Origin of the sequence: Vibrio sp. FE10 (genome assembly GCF_030297155.1) — a bacterium.
GTDB lineage: Bacteria > Pseudomonadota > Gammaproteobacteria > Enterobacterales > Vibrionaceae > Vibrio > Vibrio apostichopi.
Window position 1 is genome coordinate 1,504,574 of the sequence record NZ_AP028068.1, and the last position, 16,850, is coordinate 1,521,423.

Consider the following 16,850-nt stretch of genomic DNA (forward strand, 5'->3'; position numbering starts at 1 on the left):
TAAAATAAGTAATTAGACGGGAACAGTTTCGTATTGAAGTGCGAAATTTATGCTGTCTTATGGCTTTGATGAGCCGCTTGAGATTTGCCGACGACACTGATGAAAGGACTAACAATAGATGATACGTAATTTTTATACGTGCGATAAAGAAGTCGACCACAACAGTCATGGAGGAGATGGAGAGATTGATATTTATCGAGCCTTTCGCCGGAAGGACTTTGATGGTGCTTGGGATTTTGCTATTCGTGTCGTAATGCCACCTGGTAGTTCAATGGGAGAGCATACTCATGGAGATGATGAAGAAATGTATATCATCTTGAAGGGCGAGGGAACGATGATTATCGAGGGTAAAGAAGAGCACGTTACTTCAGGTGATATGGTAGTCAACAAGCGATTCGGTACACATAGTTTAATTAACACGTCTGCTAATCAAATAGAGTTGCTAATCATTCAAGCTAGTCAAAAATAAGCTTATATAATCAATTTCTTAGGGGGGCTTTTGTTCGATTTATTGAAAAAAGTAGCACTGATTAATTTAACAGCAGCATTGGTTGTTTTAGCGCTATCTCAGTTTATTCCTTTCTTTGCCACGACAAGACTTGTCGACTTTTTGTTCTTTGTGGTCATTGTCATTTGGGTTCTAGCAAAGTTAATGTGGGAAGGTGGCGTTCAGAGTAAGACGACATGCCTTGATGACCCAATTACAGATAAAGTTTACAAAATGGTCGAAGGGCATGACTTTGATAAAGACCAACAAGAACACTACCGAATGAATTACCAAACAGGCTTGGTATTGTTTATCGCTGGTTTACCCGCTTTCGTTGCTTGCTTTGTTCTGCAATTTCTTTGAGTTAGGAGTTCACCAGACACAATGGCGTCTATGACTAGTCTTGACGCCATCTTCATTCCAGAAAGCGCTACTTCCTAGTCTCTAAACCATCTTTATCACCGCAATCAGCCCTGAGCTTCACACTTGTTTAATTACATGAGTAAATGTATCTAATTATGGGTGTTGTCAGCTTATTGGTATTGGATTATCGAATATATTATTAATGTATTTGTACAAAATAGACTCTTCAAAATAATTAGTTAAATAGATTAAGAGTTTATGCAGGATATTTTAGTGGTAGTTCAATGGTTCTGACAATAAGGCTGTTTTCTTGTGAACAACCTATCAAACAACATCTAAATTTCGGGAATTTCTCATCACATTATCTGAGAGAGTATTCATTATTATTGGATATACCCAAAAACAAAGATACTTGAGCTGTTGGGTAGTCCTAATTTCGTTGGATAATTAGTCTATCATTGACTAATTATCCCATAAGCTACTGATTCTTGGTTGGATGATAGTCTGATGGATATCACGTTTACCCTAAAATAATTCACTTAACATGGCGCTACTTTAATCATTCTTTCTAATACGATTGTTAAATTTAAATTTAAATTTAACAATCGTATTCCTATATTATTAAAAGGATAATTCCGATGAGTAGCGATATCATTAAAATTTCAAGAAATACTGAAAACGCACCAATAAATTCTGTATCTACACAAACGGTCGCTTTTTCTCATTATAATAACTTTTCAGCTCAATTACCTGTCGATCCTAAAACAGGTGAAGTTGTGATTGGTGATATTAAAGACCAAGCTGCACAATGCTTAAATAATATTAAGGCTATTGTTGAAAGCATCGACCATGTTATGGATGATGTGGTGAAGATTAATGTTTTCGTTAAGAATATTTCTGATATCGATGCTATTGATGAAGTTTACAAAAGCTTCTTCCAAAACAGCCTCCCTACACGCACAGTCGTGGGCGTAGCTGCGCTACCGAACAGTGACGCTTTAGTTCAAATGGATGCGCTTATTTCAAACGGCGAAGGCACTAAACCACAAGCACCTTGCGCGCTAGTTAAGGTATCAAGAAATACAGATAACGCGCCTCAAAGTGCTGTATCGACCCAGACTGCGGCTTTTTCTCACTACAACAACCTTTCGGCTCAATTGCCTATCGATGTAAATACAGGTGACTTGGTTTCAGGCGGTATCACAGAACAAACGACACAATGTTTAGCAAATATTAAAACGATTCTAGAGAGCATCGGTCATGTTATGAATGATGTGGTTAAAACCACTATTTACCTTAAGAATATTGAAGATGCAGAAAAGGTAAATGAAGTTTGCACTAAGTTCTTCCCAAGTTATGTACCAGCGCGAACGGTTGTTAATGCCGCTGAACTACCAATGGGCGCTTTAATTCAAATCGATACATCCGTTTCACATGGCGACGGTACACCGCCACAACTGCCAGAAGACACTCGTTTACTGGTTATTGAAACCAATAATACTAGTGCTGCACCATTCATGCCTTATTCGCACACCGTTGCTTTCTCTCACTACAATCATATTTCTGGTCAACTACCTGTAGATCCGAAAACCAATGAAGTGGTTGCTGGTGGTATAAAAGAACAAGCTGAACAGTGCCTACAAAATATTAAGGCGATAATCGAAAGTGTTGACCACAGCATGGACGATACGGTGAAAATTAATATTCAGCTTAAAGATGTTTCAGATATTGATGTGGTGAACGAGATTTATACCACATTCTTTAACGCAGATTTACCGGCAAGAACGGTAGTAGGAGTTTCAGAAATTCCTATGAATGCTCTAATACAGATTGATGCCGTTGTTTCTAACTGCGAAGGCACACCTCCACAAGACGTAGTTGCTTAGAACCATTGAACCCCCTTCGATAAAAGCGATTAAATTCAGGCTCTAGTTCCTAACCAGGAACCAGAGCCTATTCTCTGATTCGCGAACTCTACCCCAAGACGTAACCCCCATCATTAAGTCTCGCTATACCACTCACTCTAAACAAGCTTCTGCCCGACATATGGTGTTTACTGATGCGAAGTGTTTTAATATGAAAAACAGACGCTTCACGTAAGAAAACCAATTTATGCAATTTCGAGTTATTTTAATGCTTTGCCTAGCCTTGATGGGTTGTTCATCTAAACCTGAGTTAGGTCCTGACCCAAAATCTATCACTCTTTTTTATGGTGATACGTCGATCTCTTCGGGTGTTTTAGAAGACAAAACATTTAGTTCAGTGCTCGCGGATAGGGTTGAAAGCGTGACTTTTTCAGGGGCAATACGAAAGCAAGATTCTGGCTACTTCGTCGATATACTCGTGATTCGAGAAACGAAAGAGCCGCGTTCAACACGACAACTAAACGCCTCGCTTGTTATGAAGCCGGGAGAGTTAGTGGATGTTGGCGGTGTGAATAACGATGTCTTCAGGGTCATTATCGAATAGCCGTATGAGACCATAGATGAGGGAAAGGTTATGCAGCAGAACATTATCACAGAGCGATTAATCTTAAGGTCGTTTAAGTTGAGTGACAGTCAACGCGTCGCTGAATTAGCGGGTGACAAAGTGTTTGCAGATATGACGGCTAACATCCCTCATCCTTATCAACCAAACATGGCAGTTGAATGGATTAACACGCACGAATTTTTCTTTAATGAAGGAAAGGGTGTGATTTACGCGATAACCCTTAAAGGAAACGACGAGATCATCGGTGCGGTCAGCTTTCCTAGTTTAGTCGGTGGCGTTGGTATTCTTGGTTATTGGCTTGGTGTTCCGTTTTGGGGGCAGGGCATCGCGTATGAAGCATCTTCTGCTCTAGTGGAATACAGCAAAGCTCACTTGGGACTGACAGAACTGGAAGTGATGCACTTGTCTGAAAACAAACGCTCAGAGTCAGTTATCCGAAAGCTCGGTGTCGAGTTCATTGAGAAACAGGTACGTAAAATTCATGGTCGAGAGCGTGAGTTGTGCGTATATCGCTCTTTGCTCTAATCTTCTTGTCTGTCGTTTACATTTCTACACTTACAAACATTAGAAGGTTGAGCGAAATAAAGTGTTCAATTAATTTTAATTTTCACTTTACCTCAACCTAACTTCAAGTCTTAAGCTTCTCTTACTCATTGAAAAGGAGCTTATTATGCAAAACAACTACGTAAAAGAACTTGCCGTCAAAACTTATCAAGAAGACCTTGAGAAAGAGTACGTAAAATCTAAAGCTCGCCCATTTCATGCCCCAAGTTTTATCGGAGGAATACTGTTGTCAGTCGTGCTGGTTGGCTTGTTTTAATTTATGCAGAATTTTTGATCCATTACCAACTCTCAACATCTCTATTTGATGCGTTTTAATGCATACGGCACAATTGCTTATGTTGAATTATGACGCCAATATCGAGAGGAAGTATGGCAAGTCCTAGAGTTTTAAAGGCCCAGATTACTGATATTACCAGTGGTGAGAATGTCACTATCATAGAGCCAAGCAATGTTTATGGTTGTGAGCTTAAAGATGACGTGTTCGTTGGCCCCTTTGTCGAGATTCAAAAGAACTCCGTGATAGGCGAGAGAAGTAAGATCCAGTCTCATACCTTTATTTGCGAGTATGTGACTATCGGAAGTGACTGCTTCGTAGGCCACGGTGTGATGTTCGCAAATGACTTGTTCAAAGAGGGTAAGCCAGATCCAAACCCAGACAATTGGGGACGCACGGTTATAGCAAATAACGTTACCATCGGTTCCAATGCGACAGTATTGTCTGTCAGCATTTGCGAAGGGGCGGTTATTGGTGCAGGTAGTGTTGTAACAAAAGACATCACCGAGAAAGGTATCTATGCAGGTAACCCTGCTAAGAAGTTAAGAGACTTACCTTAGATTCAGAAGACAAGTTGAAATGTATGAATCATAAGGTGCGGCTTTTTAGATAAGCATCAGAGTATTGATTATGGATATATTTTTACACTTACTTCACCCAAGCGATGTCAGTACTTTATTGGAGTTTGAAGTCGAAAATAGAGAGTGGTTTGAGCAATTTGTGCCAGCTAGAGAAGACCGTTTTTATTCAAATGCGGGTGTTGCCGAGCAAGTCACGAGCTTTCTAACTGAGTATGACAATGGCGAGATGATTCCTATGTTGATCAAAGACGCTAATGGCACTATTTGTGGGCGAATCAACGTTCGTGATATCGACCAGAACGCTGAAAGTGGAGAACTAGGTTATCGAGTGGGTCACGCATATGGTTCTAAAGGTATTGCGTCCAACGCGGTGAGGAAGTTACTTATCTACTTGGCTGAGCACTCTTCCCTTAAATACGTTGATGCCTATGCGTTAGTGGGTAATGTTGGCTCAAATAAAATATTATCCAAGGCCGGTTTTGACTTAGTTGAGCGCGTTGAAAGTTACGCCGTGTTCAAAGGGAAGGATCAAGATGCTCATTATTATCGAAAGGCGTTATCTGCTTAAGTGAATGCTATCAATGCCGATTCTATCCTCATATAAGGAATTACTTGGTTTGTCGTTGTGCGTATCTAACTTCTACCTGAGTCTTCTTTTATACTTTTGATACTCAAAGTTTAGTGCTCACTTATCGCTCTAACTTGTTAATTCTACGTGATTTATTCATATCTCTCTTGTTATACGTATCAGTGCGACTAATATTAGCCAGATTCTAACAAGATAGACTCGATCGTTAACCTGTCTATCTTTTTTGTATGTATTACATGGTGTTATATGAAGTATTTAATAGGTGTTTGCTTAGGTGCCTTATCTCTTTCTGCGACAGCGCAGTCCATGGTCATTGTTGATTCGGCAAGAGATCGCTCTATCCCAATAGAAGTTGTTTTGCCGCAGGATTCTGACAGTTGTACAACAACAGAACAGTGTGACGTAGCTTTTATCAGTGCGGGTAATCGAGTTCCATTCACTAAATATAGTTTTGTTGGAGAAATGCTCAACGATAGGGGCTACATGACCGTCTATGTTGATCACGAACTGCCAAGCGATCCTCCTTTATCGAAGACTGGTGACTTGTATAAAACACGAATTGAAAATTGGACGCGAGGGGCAGAGACTCTCAATGCACTTCAACATGAGCTAGCGAGTCGTTTTCCTGCTTATGATTTTGACAAGTTAACCTTAGTTGGACACTCGAACGGTGGCGATATTTCTACATGGTTGAGTAACGAAAATAAAAGCTATGTTTCTCAGTTAATTACGCTCGACCATAAACGAGTCACATTACCTAAAAGTGAAAATATCCGAGTGCTTTCCATTCGAGCAACTGAATACCCTACTAAAGAGGGTGTACTACCGACTGAATCAGAGCAGAAGCAATATGGTAGTTGTGTTGTTGAGATCCCAGACTCTAAACACATGGATTTAAGTGATTATGGCTCTAATCTGGCGAAGCAAAGTACGAATGACATTATTATCGGTTTTTTGGATGGTCTAGCGTGCGAAGAGTTGAGAGTAAAAGTTGAGTAGAAATATTTAATTTATTAGGGCGTGATATCCGTATTTGGAATAGACGACCGACTTAATCGATTATCGACTTATATATTAGAAGCTGGCAGTGTCCTTCTAGCCAGCTTCGAGTCTTTTTATTTCAAGGTTTAAGGTTACTTCTAGTTACGGCCACTTATAGATTTACGGTTACTTCTGAGGTTTGTTTCGTTCGATTACGCTAATCGCGATAGCCAAAAACAGGATATCTTTCACTAGGAAGAAGTTAGTGACTAAGATGCCATCCGATACTTTCCAAGCATTTGGCGTTGTAATCAGGAAGCTGAGTGTCACAACAAAGATAGCCGCTGCTGCAATGCCTGAATAGAATGCGACTGTCGGCTTCTTAAATCCAACGATCAATCCAATCGCGACAATGATCTCCGCGCCACCCACCATGTTAGACACAGCTTGTACTGAGAACAGATTGTAAAGCCAGTTCATGGCAGGATGATTTGCGATTAGCGGTTCAATGAGCATCGCTTCGGTTGGCGTAAACTTATAAATACCAATCCAAGCGAGCACCAATGCTACGCCAACCACTCCAAGGTTATATCCCACATTACTCTGTTTTAAATCATAGGTTTGAACATGCATAAAAGTACTCCATTTAATAAAATCCCTGAATATGACCGCACTAGTGCAAAATTAATTTCGCTGTGAGAGTATTAGTTTATAAAATGAATCATAAACCTTGGCACTTTTGGCATTCCTTATGCTAATGATTTATGTAAAGAAAATGAAACTAGAGCTTTGAATGAGAGCTTTAGATGACAGAATAAGGAGATAGGTTATCAAAGCGTTTATATATGATGTATTTGGTGGGGAGTCAGCGAAAGGTAACCCGTGTGGGGTCGTAGAACTTGGCCAATGGTTAGCCGACTCGGAATTACTAGAAGTAACGCATCAACTGGCATTGCCAATCACTGCTTTCGTCGTGAAATCAGAAAATGATTTCGATATTCGTTGGTTCGCCTTAGATGGTGAGATAAACCTTTGTGGTCATGGTAGTCTGGCTGCAGGCACTAGTTTGATCGAAAAGTATAAGTTCAATGAGGTTACCCTAAATAGTGATTATGGACAGGTCGTGATCTCTAGAAAAGAAGGCTTATCTCAAATAGAACTGCCAAGCTGGAAGGGTAAATCTTACTCGCAGGTAAGAGATGTTCCTATTGATTTAGCGGCTTTGAATCAACCTGTTATCGAAGCTTTTTCTACGAGAGATTTAGTGCTAATTTTGGATTCAGAGGAAGCCGTAAAGAATTTTTCGCCTGACTTTGAATTATATAAAAAAATTAAAGATCTGCATGCAGTGATGGTGACAGCTAAAAGCTCAGATGACAGTTATGTTCTGCGCTATTTTGCGCCGAAAATCGGTATTTCGGAGGATTTAGCGACAGGTTCGGCACAATGTTCACTGGCTCCATATTGGTTTGATAAGTTAGGGAAAGATAAACTTTCGGTTCGTCAGCTTTCAAGCTCTGGCGGTTGTTTTGAAGTTGAGAGAAAGACAGACTCTTCAATTGCGGTGTTGGCACGAGTTGAGCGCCGTCCATAACAGAATGGTGATCTCACTGGAGAGATAGAGCTTTCTAATTTTTGTTTTCAATATTAGGAATTTGGATTAGATTACGCTGACATAAATCCTAATTATAAGAAGAGAATCGCCTGTGAAAATTCATAGAATTAATCCGACCAAGCGTTGGTCTGATGTAACTGTATTTAATGGCATCGCAAGTTTTGTTGAAGTACCAGAGACGGATACATCGGCAGGAATTAAGAGTCAGGTTCAACAAATTTTTGATCAAGCTGAAGAAATGATGAGCTTGGTCGACAGCGATAAATCTCGCGTATTGTCGGTAACTATTTACCTAACAGATTTCGCTAACTTCGATGCACTGAATGAAGTGTGGGACTCGTGGTTCCCTGAAGGTAGCGCACCAAGCCGTGCATGTGTGAAAGCTGAACTGGCCAACCCAGAGCTGTTGGTTGAGATGTCGTTTATGGTTGCTGCGGGTGAAAAGTTTCAATAAGCCGAAATATCGGTAGAAATAAGCATTAGTCGATATAAGCGCTAATCAGTTAATCAATTAGACAGCGAACAGGTAAAACAAAGCCACTCAGGTGAATCACTTGAGTGGCTTTTTCGTTTTTCACGCTACCCGAAACTAAATCGGATTAGGTATTAAGCGATGCCTTGATCTCTTGCCATCTGTTTCGCAATCTTCGGAGCATGCCATAAACACGGCAACAAGATGAACGAGACAGGAACAGCGGTGATCACAATGAACGACTGTAGAGCAGAGATGCCGCCAGAGCCCATTGAGATAAGTGCAATGGCTACCGCACCCATGATGATACCCCAGAAGGTACGTACTGCTGCGTTCGGCTCTGTTGTGCCTGTCATTACTACACTGATTGTGTAGGTCATTGAGTCACCTGTCGTCACGATGAACGTGGTTGTTAGGATAAGGAACAGAATCGCCAGCAGAGTTGGAAACGGCAGTTGCGCTGTAATTGCTAGAAGAACCGCTGGAAGGTTAAAGCCTTCAAACGCACTAGAAATCACGCCTGGGTTCTCTAATTCAAACGCTAAACCACTACCACCAACGATGCTGAACCAGAAACAAGTTACAAGCGGTGCAACGATGCTGATAGAAACGATCATCTGGCGAATGGTACGGCCACGTGAGATACGAGCAATGAAGATTGCCATCATCGGACCATAGCCTAAGAACCAACCCCAGAAGAATACCGTCCAGCCACCTAGCCACGCTGTATCTTGGCGGTAAAGCGCCATAGGGATGAAGTTATCAACCATTTCGCCCATGCCTTGTAGGTAGCCATCAATAATGAAGCTCGTTGGGCCTACTAACAGGATGTAGCCGATTAAGCATACAGACAAGATGATGTTGTAGCGGCTAACTAGCTGGATGCCCTTGTTCACGCCACTTAATGCAGACAGCGTGTACATTGCGATAGCAAATACGATAACAACACTTTGAGTCGCGAAGCTGTCTGAAATACCAAACAGTTCGCTCAGAGCGTAGCTGATTTGTAGTCCAAGGAAACCAATAGGGCCGATAGTACCCGCGGCTACAGCGACGATGCTGCATGCGTCGACTACGTTACCAATCCAGCTATTAATTGCTTTGTCGCCAAGTACTGGGTAAAGCAGAGTACGAGGCTTAAGAGGAAGGCCTTTGTCGTAATGCAGGTGCATTAACACGATAGAAGACAAACCACCTAAGATTGCCCATGCAAGGAAACCCCAGTGCATGAAAGATTGTGATAGGGCGTTGAACGCCATCGCTTGTGGGTCAGCATTGCCATAAAGTGGCGGAGCCGAAACAAAGTGAGCAATAGGTTCTGCCGCTGCCCAGAATACACCACCGCCGGCTAGCAGCGTACATAGGACGATAGACATCCATTTAAAGGTGGTCATTTCAGGGAGGGCAAGCGTTCCTAAACGAACGTGGCCTGTGCGCCCTAGTGCAAGCACTAAGCCGATAATGAAGTTGAGTAGTAGTAGGACTTGCCAGAAAGCACCGAACCACTTAGTTGAGTAACTAAAGCCGATGTTAACAAGTTCGGACAACACGGAGGTGTTGGTGAAAGCGAGGATGACAAAGAGGGTTAAAAAACTGCCACTAAGCCAAAAGACTGGGTTTCCGAGTTCCAGTTTTTCACCCAAAGATTGAGCTTTGTTGAAATCGATAGAAGTAGATTCTGCGTTGATGTTTTCGTTGGCGACTTGCGTCAAGTTGGACATTATTTCTTCGCTATATTTGGCTCTTTCAAGCCTATGTATTTCTCCCACACTTGCATAGAAATGTGAGGTTCGTCAAAAAAGCCGCAGATACTAACACATTTGTTATCAAAAAGTGGGCGAATTCCCAAAAGAAACCCAAATCATCTATAAATCTCTACTTTTTGGTTAGTTTTAATGCGAATTTTTTCTCAACGCTGAGTCACATTTCTGATTTTTGAGACATTATTTTTTAGCTTTCCGAAATAAATTAATATTAGTTGTTGGTGCAAAATAAGTGTCGACTCATTGCATGCTATAAACAAATTAATGCGAGTCATTTTATAAATACTGAATATTTTAGGTGTTTAATTGGCGCTGTTACCTACAGTTGTTTTGCGAAGAGATTTAAGTGGTGAGAAAAGTGCCATTTAAATTAAACATCTTGAAACAACAACTTAAGGGATAGCTAACATGCACCTAAACCAAGGAAGAGTGGCCAAGAAGGTTTTTACACTCAGTACTCTCACCGCGTCATGCTTGATGGCGTTCAACAGTTATGCGGCTGTTGATTGTTCAACGTTGGAAGCGTGGGACTCTGCCACGGTATACACCGGTGGTGATCAGGTTTCACATGACGGCAGCGCGTACTCAGCAAATTACTGGAATCAAAACAACAACCCGAGCCAATTTGAAGGTGACTATGCACAGTGGAAAAAGCTAGATGTGTGTAGCGGCAATGGAGGCGGTGGTACACCAAATGAAGCACCAACGGCTTCGTTAACAGCACCAACGGCGTCAGATGTGATTGTTGAAGGTGACAACGTCGTATTAAGCGCAACAGCACTGGACGCTGATGGAAATGTTGCTTCTGTAGAATTTTTTGTCGATGGTGCTTCGGTCGCGGTGGTGACATCGGCACCATTCGAAGCAGCTTGGTCTGCAACGTCTGGCAACCATCAAGTTTCAGTTGTTGCAACGGACAATGAAGGCGCAGCGAGTGTTGCAAGAGCGGTTTCTGTATCTGTTGATTCAGCACAGCCAGGGAATGAAGCGCCGACAGTTTCAGTCGCCCTTTCAGCGACGTCTGTGGATGTTGGTGGTGTAGTTACCTTTACAGCAATGGCAGCAGACAGCGATGGCACTGTCGATAAGGTTGATTTCTACGTAGCAGGTGCCCTTGTGGGTACAGCAGCGACAAGCCCATACACACTAGACTACACAACGACTCAAGCAGGCTCTTTAGCAGTTTACGCGAAAGCGACCGACAACCAAGGCGCTGCGGCTGATTCAGCACTGGCTTCTTTGACAGTAAATGGCGCAGCGACAGTGAGCACATGTCGTCCTGATGGCTTGTATCAAACTCAAGGTGTCGATGTACCTTACTGTACGATTTACGATGATGAAGGCCGTGAGAAGATGGGCGCGGATCACCCACGTCGTGTGATTGGTTACTTCACAAGCTGGCGTGCAGGGGATGACCCACAAGCCGCTTACTTAGTAAATGATATTCCTTGGGAACAACTTACACACATTAACTACGCTTTCGTGAGCATTGGCTCAGATGGCAAAGTAAATGTGGGTGACGTAAACGATCCAAATAACGCAGCGGTGAGTAAAGAATGGCCGGGCGTGGAAGTTGATCCTGAATTAGGCTTCAAAGGTCACTTTGGTGCGTTAGCGACAGCGAAGAAAAAACATGGCGTTAAAACGTTAATCTCTATTGGTGGTTGGGCTGAAACCGGTGGTCACTTTGCGACTGATGGCAGCCGAGTGGCTGATGGTGGTTTCTATACCATGACAACCAATGCTGACGGCTCTATCAACCATCAAGGTATCGAAACATTCGCGACTTCCGCGGTTGAGATGCTTCGTAAGTACCAATTCGATGGTCTAGATATCGATTACGAATACCCAACCTCAATGGCGGGCGCAGGTAATCCATACGATAAAGACTTTATGGAGCCACGTCGTCAATATCTATGGGCTTCGTACCAAGTGTTGATGAAAGTGTTGCGTGAGAAGCTTGATGCAGCCTCTGCGCAAGATGGCAATCACTACATGTTAACTATCGCGGCGCCTTCTTCTGGTTACCTACTGCGCGGTATGGAAACATTCGATGTCACCAAATACCTCGATTACGTAAACATTATGTCTTATGACCTTCACGGTGCGTGGAACGATCACGTTGGTCATAACGCTGCATTGTTTGATACAGGTAAAGATTCAGAGTTAGCACAGTGGAACGTTTACGGCACTGCGGCTTACGGTGGAATCGGTTATCTGAACACGGATTGGGCTTACCATTACTTCCGTGGTTCTATGCCAGCAGGTCGTATTAACATCGGTGTGCCTTACTACACTCGTGGTTGGCAAGGTGTGACAGGTGGCGAAAATGGTCTTTGGGGCCGAGCTGCACTTCCAAACCAAGCTGAATGTTCAGCTGGGACAGGTGAAGGCGAGAAAAACAATTGTGGTCATGGCGCCATTGGTATCGACAACATGTGGCACGATACCGATCCGAAGGGCAACGAAATGGGCGCTGGCTCTAACCCAATGTGGCACGCTAAGAACCTAGAGAAAGGTATTTGGGGTTCTTACGCTGAGGCTTACAAGCTTGATCCTGTGAACGATCCATCGGATGTTTTAGCTGGTACTTACACGCGTAACTATGACAGCGTGGCGGTTGCTCCTTGGTTGTGGAATGCAGAGAAGGGCGTATTCCTTTCAACGGAAGACAAACAGTCTATTGATGTGAAAGCAGACTACGTTATCGACAAAGAGATCGGCGGCATCATGTTCTGGGAGCTAGCAGGGGATTATAACTGTTATGTACTCGATGCGAATGGCAACCGAACTTCAATCGATACGACCGAACAAGCGTGTAATAGCGGTAACGGTGAGTTCCACATGGGTAACACCATGACGAAAGCTATCTACGATAAGTTTAAGTCTGCGACTCCATATGGAAACAAAGTGGCGACGGGCGCTATCCCGACAGAAGCATTAGATATTACGGTTTCAGTTGGTGGTTTCAAAGTCGGTGACCAAAACTACCCAATCAATCCTAAGATCACGTTTACAAACAACACAGGTCAAGCACTTCCGGGTGGTACCGAGTTCCAGTTTGACATCCCAGTGTCAGCACCTGATAACGCGAAAGATCAATCGGGTGGTGGTTTAACTGTGATTGCTTCGGGTCATACTCGTGCAGATAACATTGGTGGATTAGATGGAACCATGCACCGAGTGGCGTTTACTTTGCCTACATGGGAAGAGCTTCCAGCGGGTGGTGTGTATGAGCTAGATATGGTGTATTACTTGCCAATCTCGGGCCCTGCTAACTATGCAGTGAGCGTGAATGGTGTCGATTATGCCTTTAGCTTTGAGCAACCAGACCTACCTTTAGGTGATATCAGCACTGGTGGCGGTAACCCTGGCGATGGTGGTACAAACCCAGGTACATGTGATACAGCTGGTTTAGCGGTTTACCCAGACTTACCTCAGAAAGATTGGGCAGGTAATCCAAGCCATGCAAACACAGGGGACCAAGTGGTTCACAACGGCAGTATTTACCAAGCAAACTGGTGGACAAGTTCTGAACCAGGTAGTGATGGTAGTTGGACTCAGGTTTGTTCTTAATCTAACGCTAGGTCATGTATTTATAGATAACGAATGCGAATAATTTTAAGTTTATTTATCAGTATCTTAGTTTGATTTAAATGCATAACTGAAGCGTAAAATTAAAACGCCGAACTGAATCCAGTTCGGCGTTTTTGCTATAAGTCACAGATTGCGTATAGAAACCTCTCAGAATATCGACACTCGTTCAGTAAAAAAGATAAGTATGATATAAAACAGTCTGCCTATAACAAAAAAATAGCGTTACCTAAAATTAGAAAGCTATGGGGTAATCTTGAAAGTCAGACGTAAATACATTCTTAGTTTCTCAATTGTGCTGGCCGTAGTTTCTCTGATCCTCTCTGCTGTTCAATTCAACCGAACGAAAGAATCACTATTAGAATCCAACCAATTTTTCTTTCGTACGATTGTGAACGCGAGTTACGACATCGTGGACACCACAGTTAACGAAGCGATCAAAACCTATCTCAAAGGTGTGACTGATACCGTCGCCTCTCACACACTGCGTGTAACTCCAGAACAAGAAGTCGAAGAAGTCATCCGAATTGCCAACGAATTGGTGATTGGAGAGTCTGGTTATGTCTATCTGATGTCACCCCAAGGAATTCATCTGTATCACCCGTTTTTACAAGGGCAAAATCGCGCGCATTTAACCCATATTCAACAACAACTGAGCTTACAGTCTGGAATGACCCAGTACTCGCACGCTAATCCACATGAAGTCGGCAAGCGTGCGAAGGTCGCGTACTCGGTGAGGTTACCGAGTGGTAATACATTGGTGGCGACCACTTATAAAGATGAGCTGATGTATTTGGTTGATCTCGAAGCGCTGAAAGACAAGCTGAGAAAGTACTCGTATGGCGATAGTGGCTATGTGTATATCGTTGATTTACGCGGCGAGTTAGTCCTACAACCCAACTTTGAACATGAGCACTTAAAAGCTTTGATTGATGATTCTTCAGAGTTGCTTATCGATAAAGTCGTCGCTGAGCCCGAAGGCCACTTCAGTTACTCAATCTCTACAGAAGACGGCACGACAAGTAAAAACATCTTCTACAAGTTTTATCCGTATCTGAATTGGGTGATTTCGGCGGGAGTCTTGGAACAAGAGCTCAACAAAAACCACAGTTTGCTGCTTGCAAGCTTGATGACGTTGGTCGTCAGTCTGCTGAGTATCATTGTTGTTCTGGTGCTTTACCTGCGGCATCGTCATTTAAAGATCTTAGATGTGGCAAGCCTTGATTATCTAACAGGGCTTCATAGCCGACGCAGTTTTATTGAACAGATAAAGCTGAGAATATCGGATAACTCACCTTACCCTTTGCAAGGCGTAGGTGTGATTTTGCTGGATATTGATCATTTCAAGTCGGTGAACGACCTACACGGACACGCGCAGGGTGACAGCGTAATTTGTGCCGTCGCAAAAACCTTAAAGCAGTTCACAAATAGTCATCGCTTGATTGCTCGTTATGGCGGAGAAGAGTTTATTCTGGTTACCTTTGATTGTGATGAGCTTCAGTTGTTTGAATTATCAGAAGCGTTGAGACACAGGGTTGAGCAGATAGAAGGTTTGGTATCACCTGTGACGGTGAGTGCGGGTTGTTGCTACGCTCAGGTGTTGTTTCAGATAGAAGGTACAATCGAAAAAGCCGATAAAGCGCTTTACCAAGCTAAAGAGAGTGGTCGCAATAATACTCAGATGTATCGTGAGAATGAATATCGCATTGCGTATACCTGATTCACTTTCAACGGTGTCGCGTTGAAGTAAGTCGGCCACCTTGAAAGCACCTTATAAAACGACAGATAGAAAAAAGCCCAAACTGTGCTTCTGTTCATTATTAGAACGAGAGGAACCGTTTGGGCTTTTTCAGAATTATTTGAAATGCGAATCGCTAATTTATGCTTTCGCTGCTTTCATCGCTTCCGTTTTTTTTTCCTTTTGCATTTTTGCAAGGAAGTAGATGTTTACACAAGCGATAAAGCCGTTGGTGGCTGCAACTGGCCATGCATCAATCATGATGCCGTATGCTGTGAAGAGAGCACAGCCAATAAAGTTAAGGACACGCAGACGAACGATGTCTTTCATTGTTAATGAAATTGCGACCATAATAGACGCAGCGTAACCTAAAATTTCAACCATATTGAATTCCATTGTGTGACCCTCTTAAATTTGCCGATACTTTGTCGGTACCAATTCTTCTCTTCATGAGATGATTGAGGAAGCTCCGTGCCCCGAATGGTCTGGTTTTGTTTAACGGGGTAAACTATACCAACTCTGTTTTTGTGATTAAACCCCCAAAACTGGCAGAAGTGAAGGTTAGCGATTACGCAAACGTTTAATGACCTTTCTATTAACATAATTACTAATTATGTTGGAGGTTGAATTGATAGTTATTCTTATATAGGAAAGGACGCCACGAATGATAAAACGTTCCATTTGTGCAACAAAAAGCATAAAAAAAGCCGCTCTATTGGTGTTAATGGCAGTTGGACTGACTGCTTGTACGACACAAGAACAGCCAACAGTACATGACTATGGTGTGGTGACCAGTGGTGACTTCGAATTCATGAAAAATGGGGTGAAGACATACTCATGGCACCCGCGCTCGGAACAGGTATACCTCTCGCAAAAATACGATGAAACTGTAGTGACCGATATGGTGCGTGACGCGATTGAAGATCAATTGTCTGCGAAAGGATATAGCCTAGAGCAGGGAGGCGGTATTGGCGATGTGGTGGTTGGTTTCGGCTTAGCTGAAGAATCAGAGCTCAATGATAATTCGATTTTTGATGCGGTTCAGCTTTCTACTGGTGTTCCATTCTATGATGGCAAAGGTAAATTGGCCGAAAAAGGTTCACTGTACATTGTGTTCTCGGTGCCGAATTCAGAAGTGATACAGTGGCGGGCACTAGCGCAATCTGGTATTCAACCGAAACTGGGAACAGGTGAAAGCAAACAACGTATTTCGGGCTTTGTTGAGATGCTATTTAGACACATGCCACAACGTTCAAACTAAACGTCAAACATATTCATTGAGTCAATATTACTTGTTTAAAAAATGGACAGATCGCAGATTATACTTTTTTATTTGTAA

At 42.7% G+C, this 16,850-nt stretch carries 17 protein-coding genes; 14 read left to right on the forward strand and 3 right to left on the reverse strand.

Annotation, left to right across the window (positions count from 1 at the left end):
• The first annotated feature begins 118 nt into the window (after nucleotides 1–118).
• The 9 genes from QUF19_RS23615 (at nucleotide 119) to QUF19_RS23655 (ending at nucleotide 6,347) form a co-directional block, all read left to right on the forward strand.
• A complete protein-coding gene (locus QUF19_RS23615) occupies nucleotides 119–469 on the forward strand; it encodes a cupin domain-containing protein (RefSeq protein ID WP_102544467.1) in 351 nt (116 codons plus the stop codon).
• Nucleotides 470–499: 30 nt separating this feature from the next.
• Nucleotides 500–850, forward strand: a complete 351-nt coding sequence (locus QUF19_RS23620; protein ID WP_286300256.1) for a hypothetical protein — start codon at nucleotides 500–502, stop codon at nucleotides 848–850.
• Nucleotides 851–1,488: 638 nt separating this feature from the next.
• On the forward strand, nucleotides 1,489–2,736 hold the full coding sequence (locus tag QUF19_RS23625; protein ID WP_286300258.1) for a RidA family protein: 1,248 nt from the start codon (nucleotides 1,489–1,491) through the stop codon (nucleotides 2,734–2,736).
• 226 nt (nucleotides 2,737–2,962) lie between these two features.
• Nucleotides 2,963–3,319: a hypothetical protein gene (locus tag QUF19_RS23630; RefSeq protein WP_286300259.1), complete on the forward strand. Its 357-nt coding sequence runs from the start codon at nucleotides 2,963–2,965 to the stop codon at nucleotides 3,317–3,319.
• A gap of 30 nt (nucleotides 3,320–3,349) precedes the next feature.
• Nucleotides 3,350–3,865, forward strand: a complete 516-nt coding sequence (locus QUF19_RS23635) for a GNAT family N-acetyltransferase (RefSeq protein WP_286300261.1) — start codon at nucleotides 3,350–3,352, stop codon at nucleotides 3,863–3,865.
• Between the two features lie 145 nt (nucleotides 3,866–4,010).
• Nucleotides 4,011–4,160: a hypothetical protein gene (locus tag QUF19_RS23640; RefSeq protein ID WP_198595857.1), complete on the forward strand. Its 150-nt coding sequence runs from the start codon at nucleotides 4,011–4,013 to the stop codon at nucleotides 4,158–4,160.
• A 113-nt stretch (nucleotides 4,161–4,273) separates the two neighbouring features.
• Nucleotides 4,274–4,738 (forward strand): acyltransferase, encoded by a 465-nt coding sequence (locus tag QUF19_RS23645; RefSeq protein WP_286300265.1) that lies wholly within the window; start codon nucleotides 4,274–4,276, stop codon nucleotides 4,736–4,738.
• Between the two features lie 70 nt (nucleotides 4,739–4,808).
• Nucleotides 4,809–5,327 (forward strand): GNAT family N-acetyltransferase, encoded by a 519-nt coding sequence (locus tag QUF19_RS23650; RefSeq protein ID WP_286300267.1) that lies wholly within the window; start codon nucleotides 4,809–4,811, stop codon nucleotides 5,325–5,327.
• Between the two features lie 267 nt (nucleotides 5,328–5,594).
• Complete coding sequence (locus QUF19_RS23655; protein WP_286300268.1) at nucleotides 5,595–6,347, forward strand: alpha/beta hydrolase; 753 nt, start codon at nucleotides 5,595–5,597, stop codon at nucleotides 6,345–6,347.
• Between the two features lie 168 nt (nucleotides 6,348–6,515).
• On the opposite strand, the gene QUF19_RS23660 is transcribed toward QUF19_RS23655, so the two are convergent.
• Nucleotides 6,516–6,962 (reverse strand): DUF417 family protein, encoded by a 447-nt coding sequence (locus QUF19_RS23660; protein WP_102361708.1) that lies wholly within the window; start codon nucleotides 6,960–6,962, stop codon nucleotides 6,516–6,518.
• A 196-nt stretch (nucleotides 6,963–7,158) separates the two neighbouring features.
• Between QUF19_RS23660 and QUF19_RS23665 the strand changes: the two genes are divergently transcribed.
• Together QUF19_RS23665 and QUF19_RS23670 are read left to right on the forward strand one after the other, a co-directional pair.
• Complete coding sequence (locus tag QUF19_RS23665) at nucleotides 7,159–7,923, forward strand: PhzF family phenazine biosynthesis protein (RefSeq protein WP_353505935.1); 765 nt, start codon at nucleotides 7,159–7,161, stop codon at nucleotides 7,921–7,923.
• Nucleotides 7,924–8,035: 112 nt separating this feature from the next.
• Nucleotides 8,036–8,398: a RidA family protein gene (locus tag QUF19_RS23670; RefSeq protein ID WP_017632780.1), complete on the forward strand. Its 363-nt coding sequence runs from the start codon at nucleotides 8,036–8,038 to the stop codon at nucleotides 8,396–8,398.
• A 152-nt stretch (nucleotides 8,399–8,550) separates the two neighbouring features.
• Here QUF19_RS23670 and QUF19_RS23675 read toward each other — a convergent pair whose 3' ends face one another.
• Nucleotides 8,551–10,137, reverse strand: a complete 1,587-nt coding sequence (locus QUF19_RS23675; protein ID WP_102435685.1) for a BCCT family transporter — start codon at nucleotides 10,135–10,137, stop codon at nucleotides 8,551–8,553.
• 450 nt (nucleotides 10,138–10,587) lie between these two features.
• Here QUF19_RS23675 and QUF19_RS23680 point away from each other — a divergent pair, with 450 nt between their 5' ends.
• Nucleotides 10,588–13,755 carry a chitinase C-terminal domain-containing protein gene (locus QUF19_RS23680; protein ID WP_286300276.1) on the forward strand — a complete coding sequence of 1,056 codons (3,168 nt, stop codon included), beginning with the start codon at nucleotides 10,588–10,590 and terminating at the stop codon, nucleotides 13,753–13,755.
• A gap of 274 nt (nucleotides 13,756–14,029) precedes the next feature.
• Nucleotides 14,030–15,493: a sensor domain-containing diguanylate cyclase gene (locus tag QUF19_RS23685; RefSeq protein WP_286300278.1), complete on the forward strand. Its 1,464-nt coding sequence runs from the start codon at nucleotides 14,030–14,032 to the stop codon at nucleotides 15,491–15,493.
• A 159-nt stretch (nucleotides 15,494–15,652) separates the two neighbouring features.
• Here QUF19_RS23685 and QUF19_RS23690 read toward each other — a convergent pair whose 3' ends face one another.
• Nucleotides 15,653–15,907, reverse strand: coding sequence for a YgjV family protein (locus QUF19_RS23690; RefSeq protein ID WP_017068159.1), 255 nt, complete (start codon nucleotides 15,905–15,907; stop codon nucleotides 15,653–15,655).
• A 268-nt stretch (nucleotides 15,908–16,175) separates the two neighbouring features.
• Here QUF19_RS23690 and QUF19_RS23695 point away from each other — a divergent pair, with 268 nt between their 5' ends.
• On the forward strand, nucleotides 16,176–16,772 hold the full coding sequence (locus QUF19_RS23695) for a DUF4136 domain-containing protein (protein ID WP_286300288.1): 597 nt from the start codon (nucleotides 16,176–16,178) through the stop codon (nucleotides 16,770–16,772).
• Nucleotides 16,773–16,850 lie beyond the last annotated feature (78 nt).

Bases quoted from the DNA above. Each gene is read 5' to 3' on its own strand.
- QUF19_RS23650 (WP_286300267.1), top strand. From the start codon at position 4,809: ATGGATATATTTTTACACTTACTTCACCCAAGCGATGTCAGTACTTTA.
- QUF19_RS23635 (WP_286300261.1), top strand. From the start codon at position 3,350: ATGCAGCAGAACATTATCACAGAGCGATTAATCTTAAGGTCGTTTAAG.
- QUF19_RS23675 (WP_102435685.1), bottom strand. From the start codon at position 10,137: ATGTCCAACTTGACGCAAGTCGCCAACGAAAACATCAACGCAGAATCT.
- QUF19_RS23660 (WP_102361708.1), bottom strand. From the start codon at position 6,962: ATGCATGTTCAAACCTATGATTTAAAACAGAGTAATGTGGGATATAAC.
- QUF19_RS23615 (WP_102544467.1), top strand. From the start codon at position 119: ATGATACGTAATTTTTATACGTGCGATAAAGAAGTCGACCACAACAGT.
- QUF19_RS23655 (WP_286300268.1), top strand. From the start codon at position 5,595: ATGAAGTATTTAATAGGTGTTTGCTTAGGTGCCTTATCTCTTTCTGCG.
- QUF19_RS23640 (WP_198595857.1), top strand. From the start codon at position 4,011: ATGCAAAACAACTACGTAAAAGAACTTGCCGTCAAAACTTATCAAGAA.
- QUF19_RS23630 (WP_286300259.1), top strand. From the start codon at position 2,963: ATGCAATTTCGAGTTATTTTAATGCTTTGCCTAGCCTTGATGGGTTGT.
- QUF19_RS23645 (WP_286300265.1), top strand. From the start codon at position 4,274: ATGGCAAGTCCTAGAGTTTTAAAGGCCCAGATTACTGATATTACCAGT.
- QUF19_RS23625 (WP_286300258.1), top strand. From the start codon at position 1,489: ATGAGTAGCGATATCATTAAAATTTCAAGAAATACTGAAAACGCACCA.
- QUF19_RS23690 (WP_017068159.1), bottom strand. From the start codon at position 15,907: ATGGAATTCAATATGGTTGAAATTTTAGGTTACGCTGCGTCTATTATG.
- QUF19_RS23680 (WP_286300276.1), top strand. From the start codon at position 10,588: ATGCACCTAAACCAAGGAAGAGTGGCCAAGAAGGTTTTTACACTCAGT.
- QUF19_RS23695 (WP_286300288.1), top strand. From the start codon at position 16,176: ATGATAAAACGTTCCATTTGTGCAACAAAAAGCATAAAAAAAGCCGCT.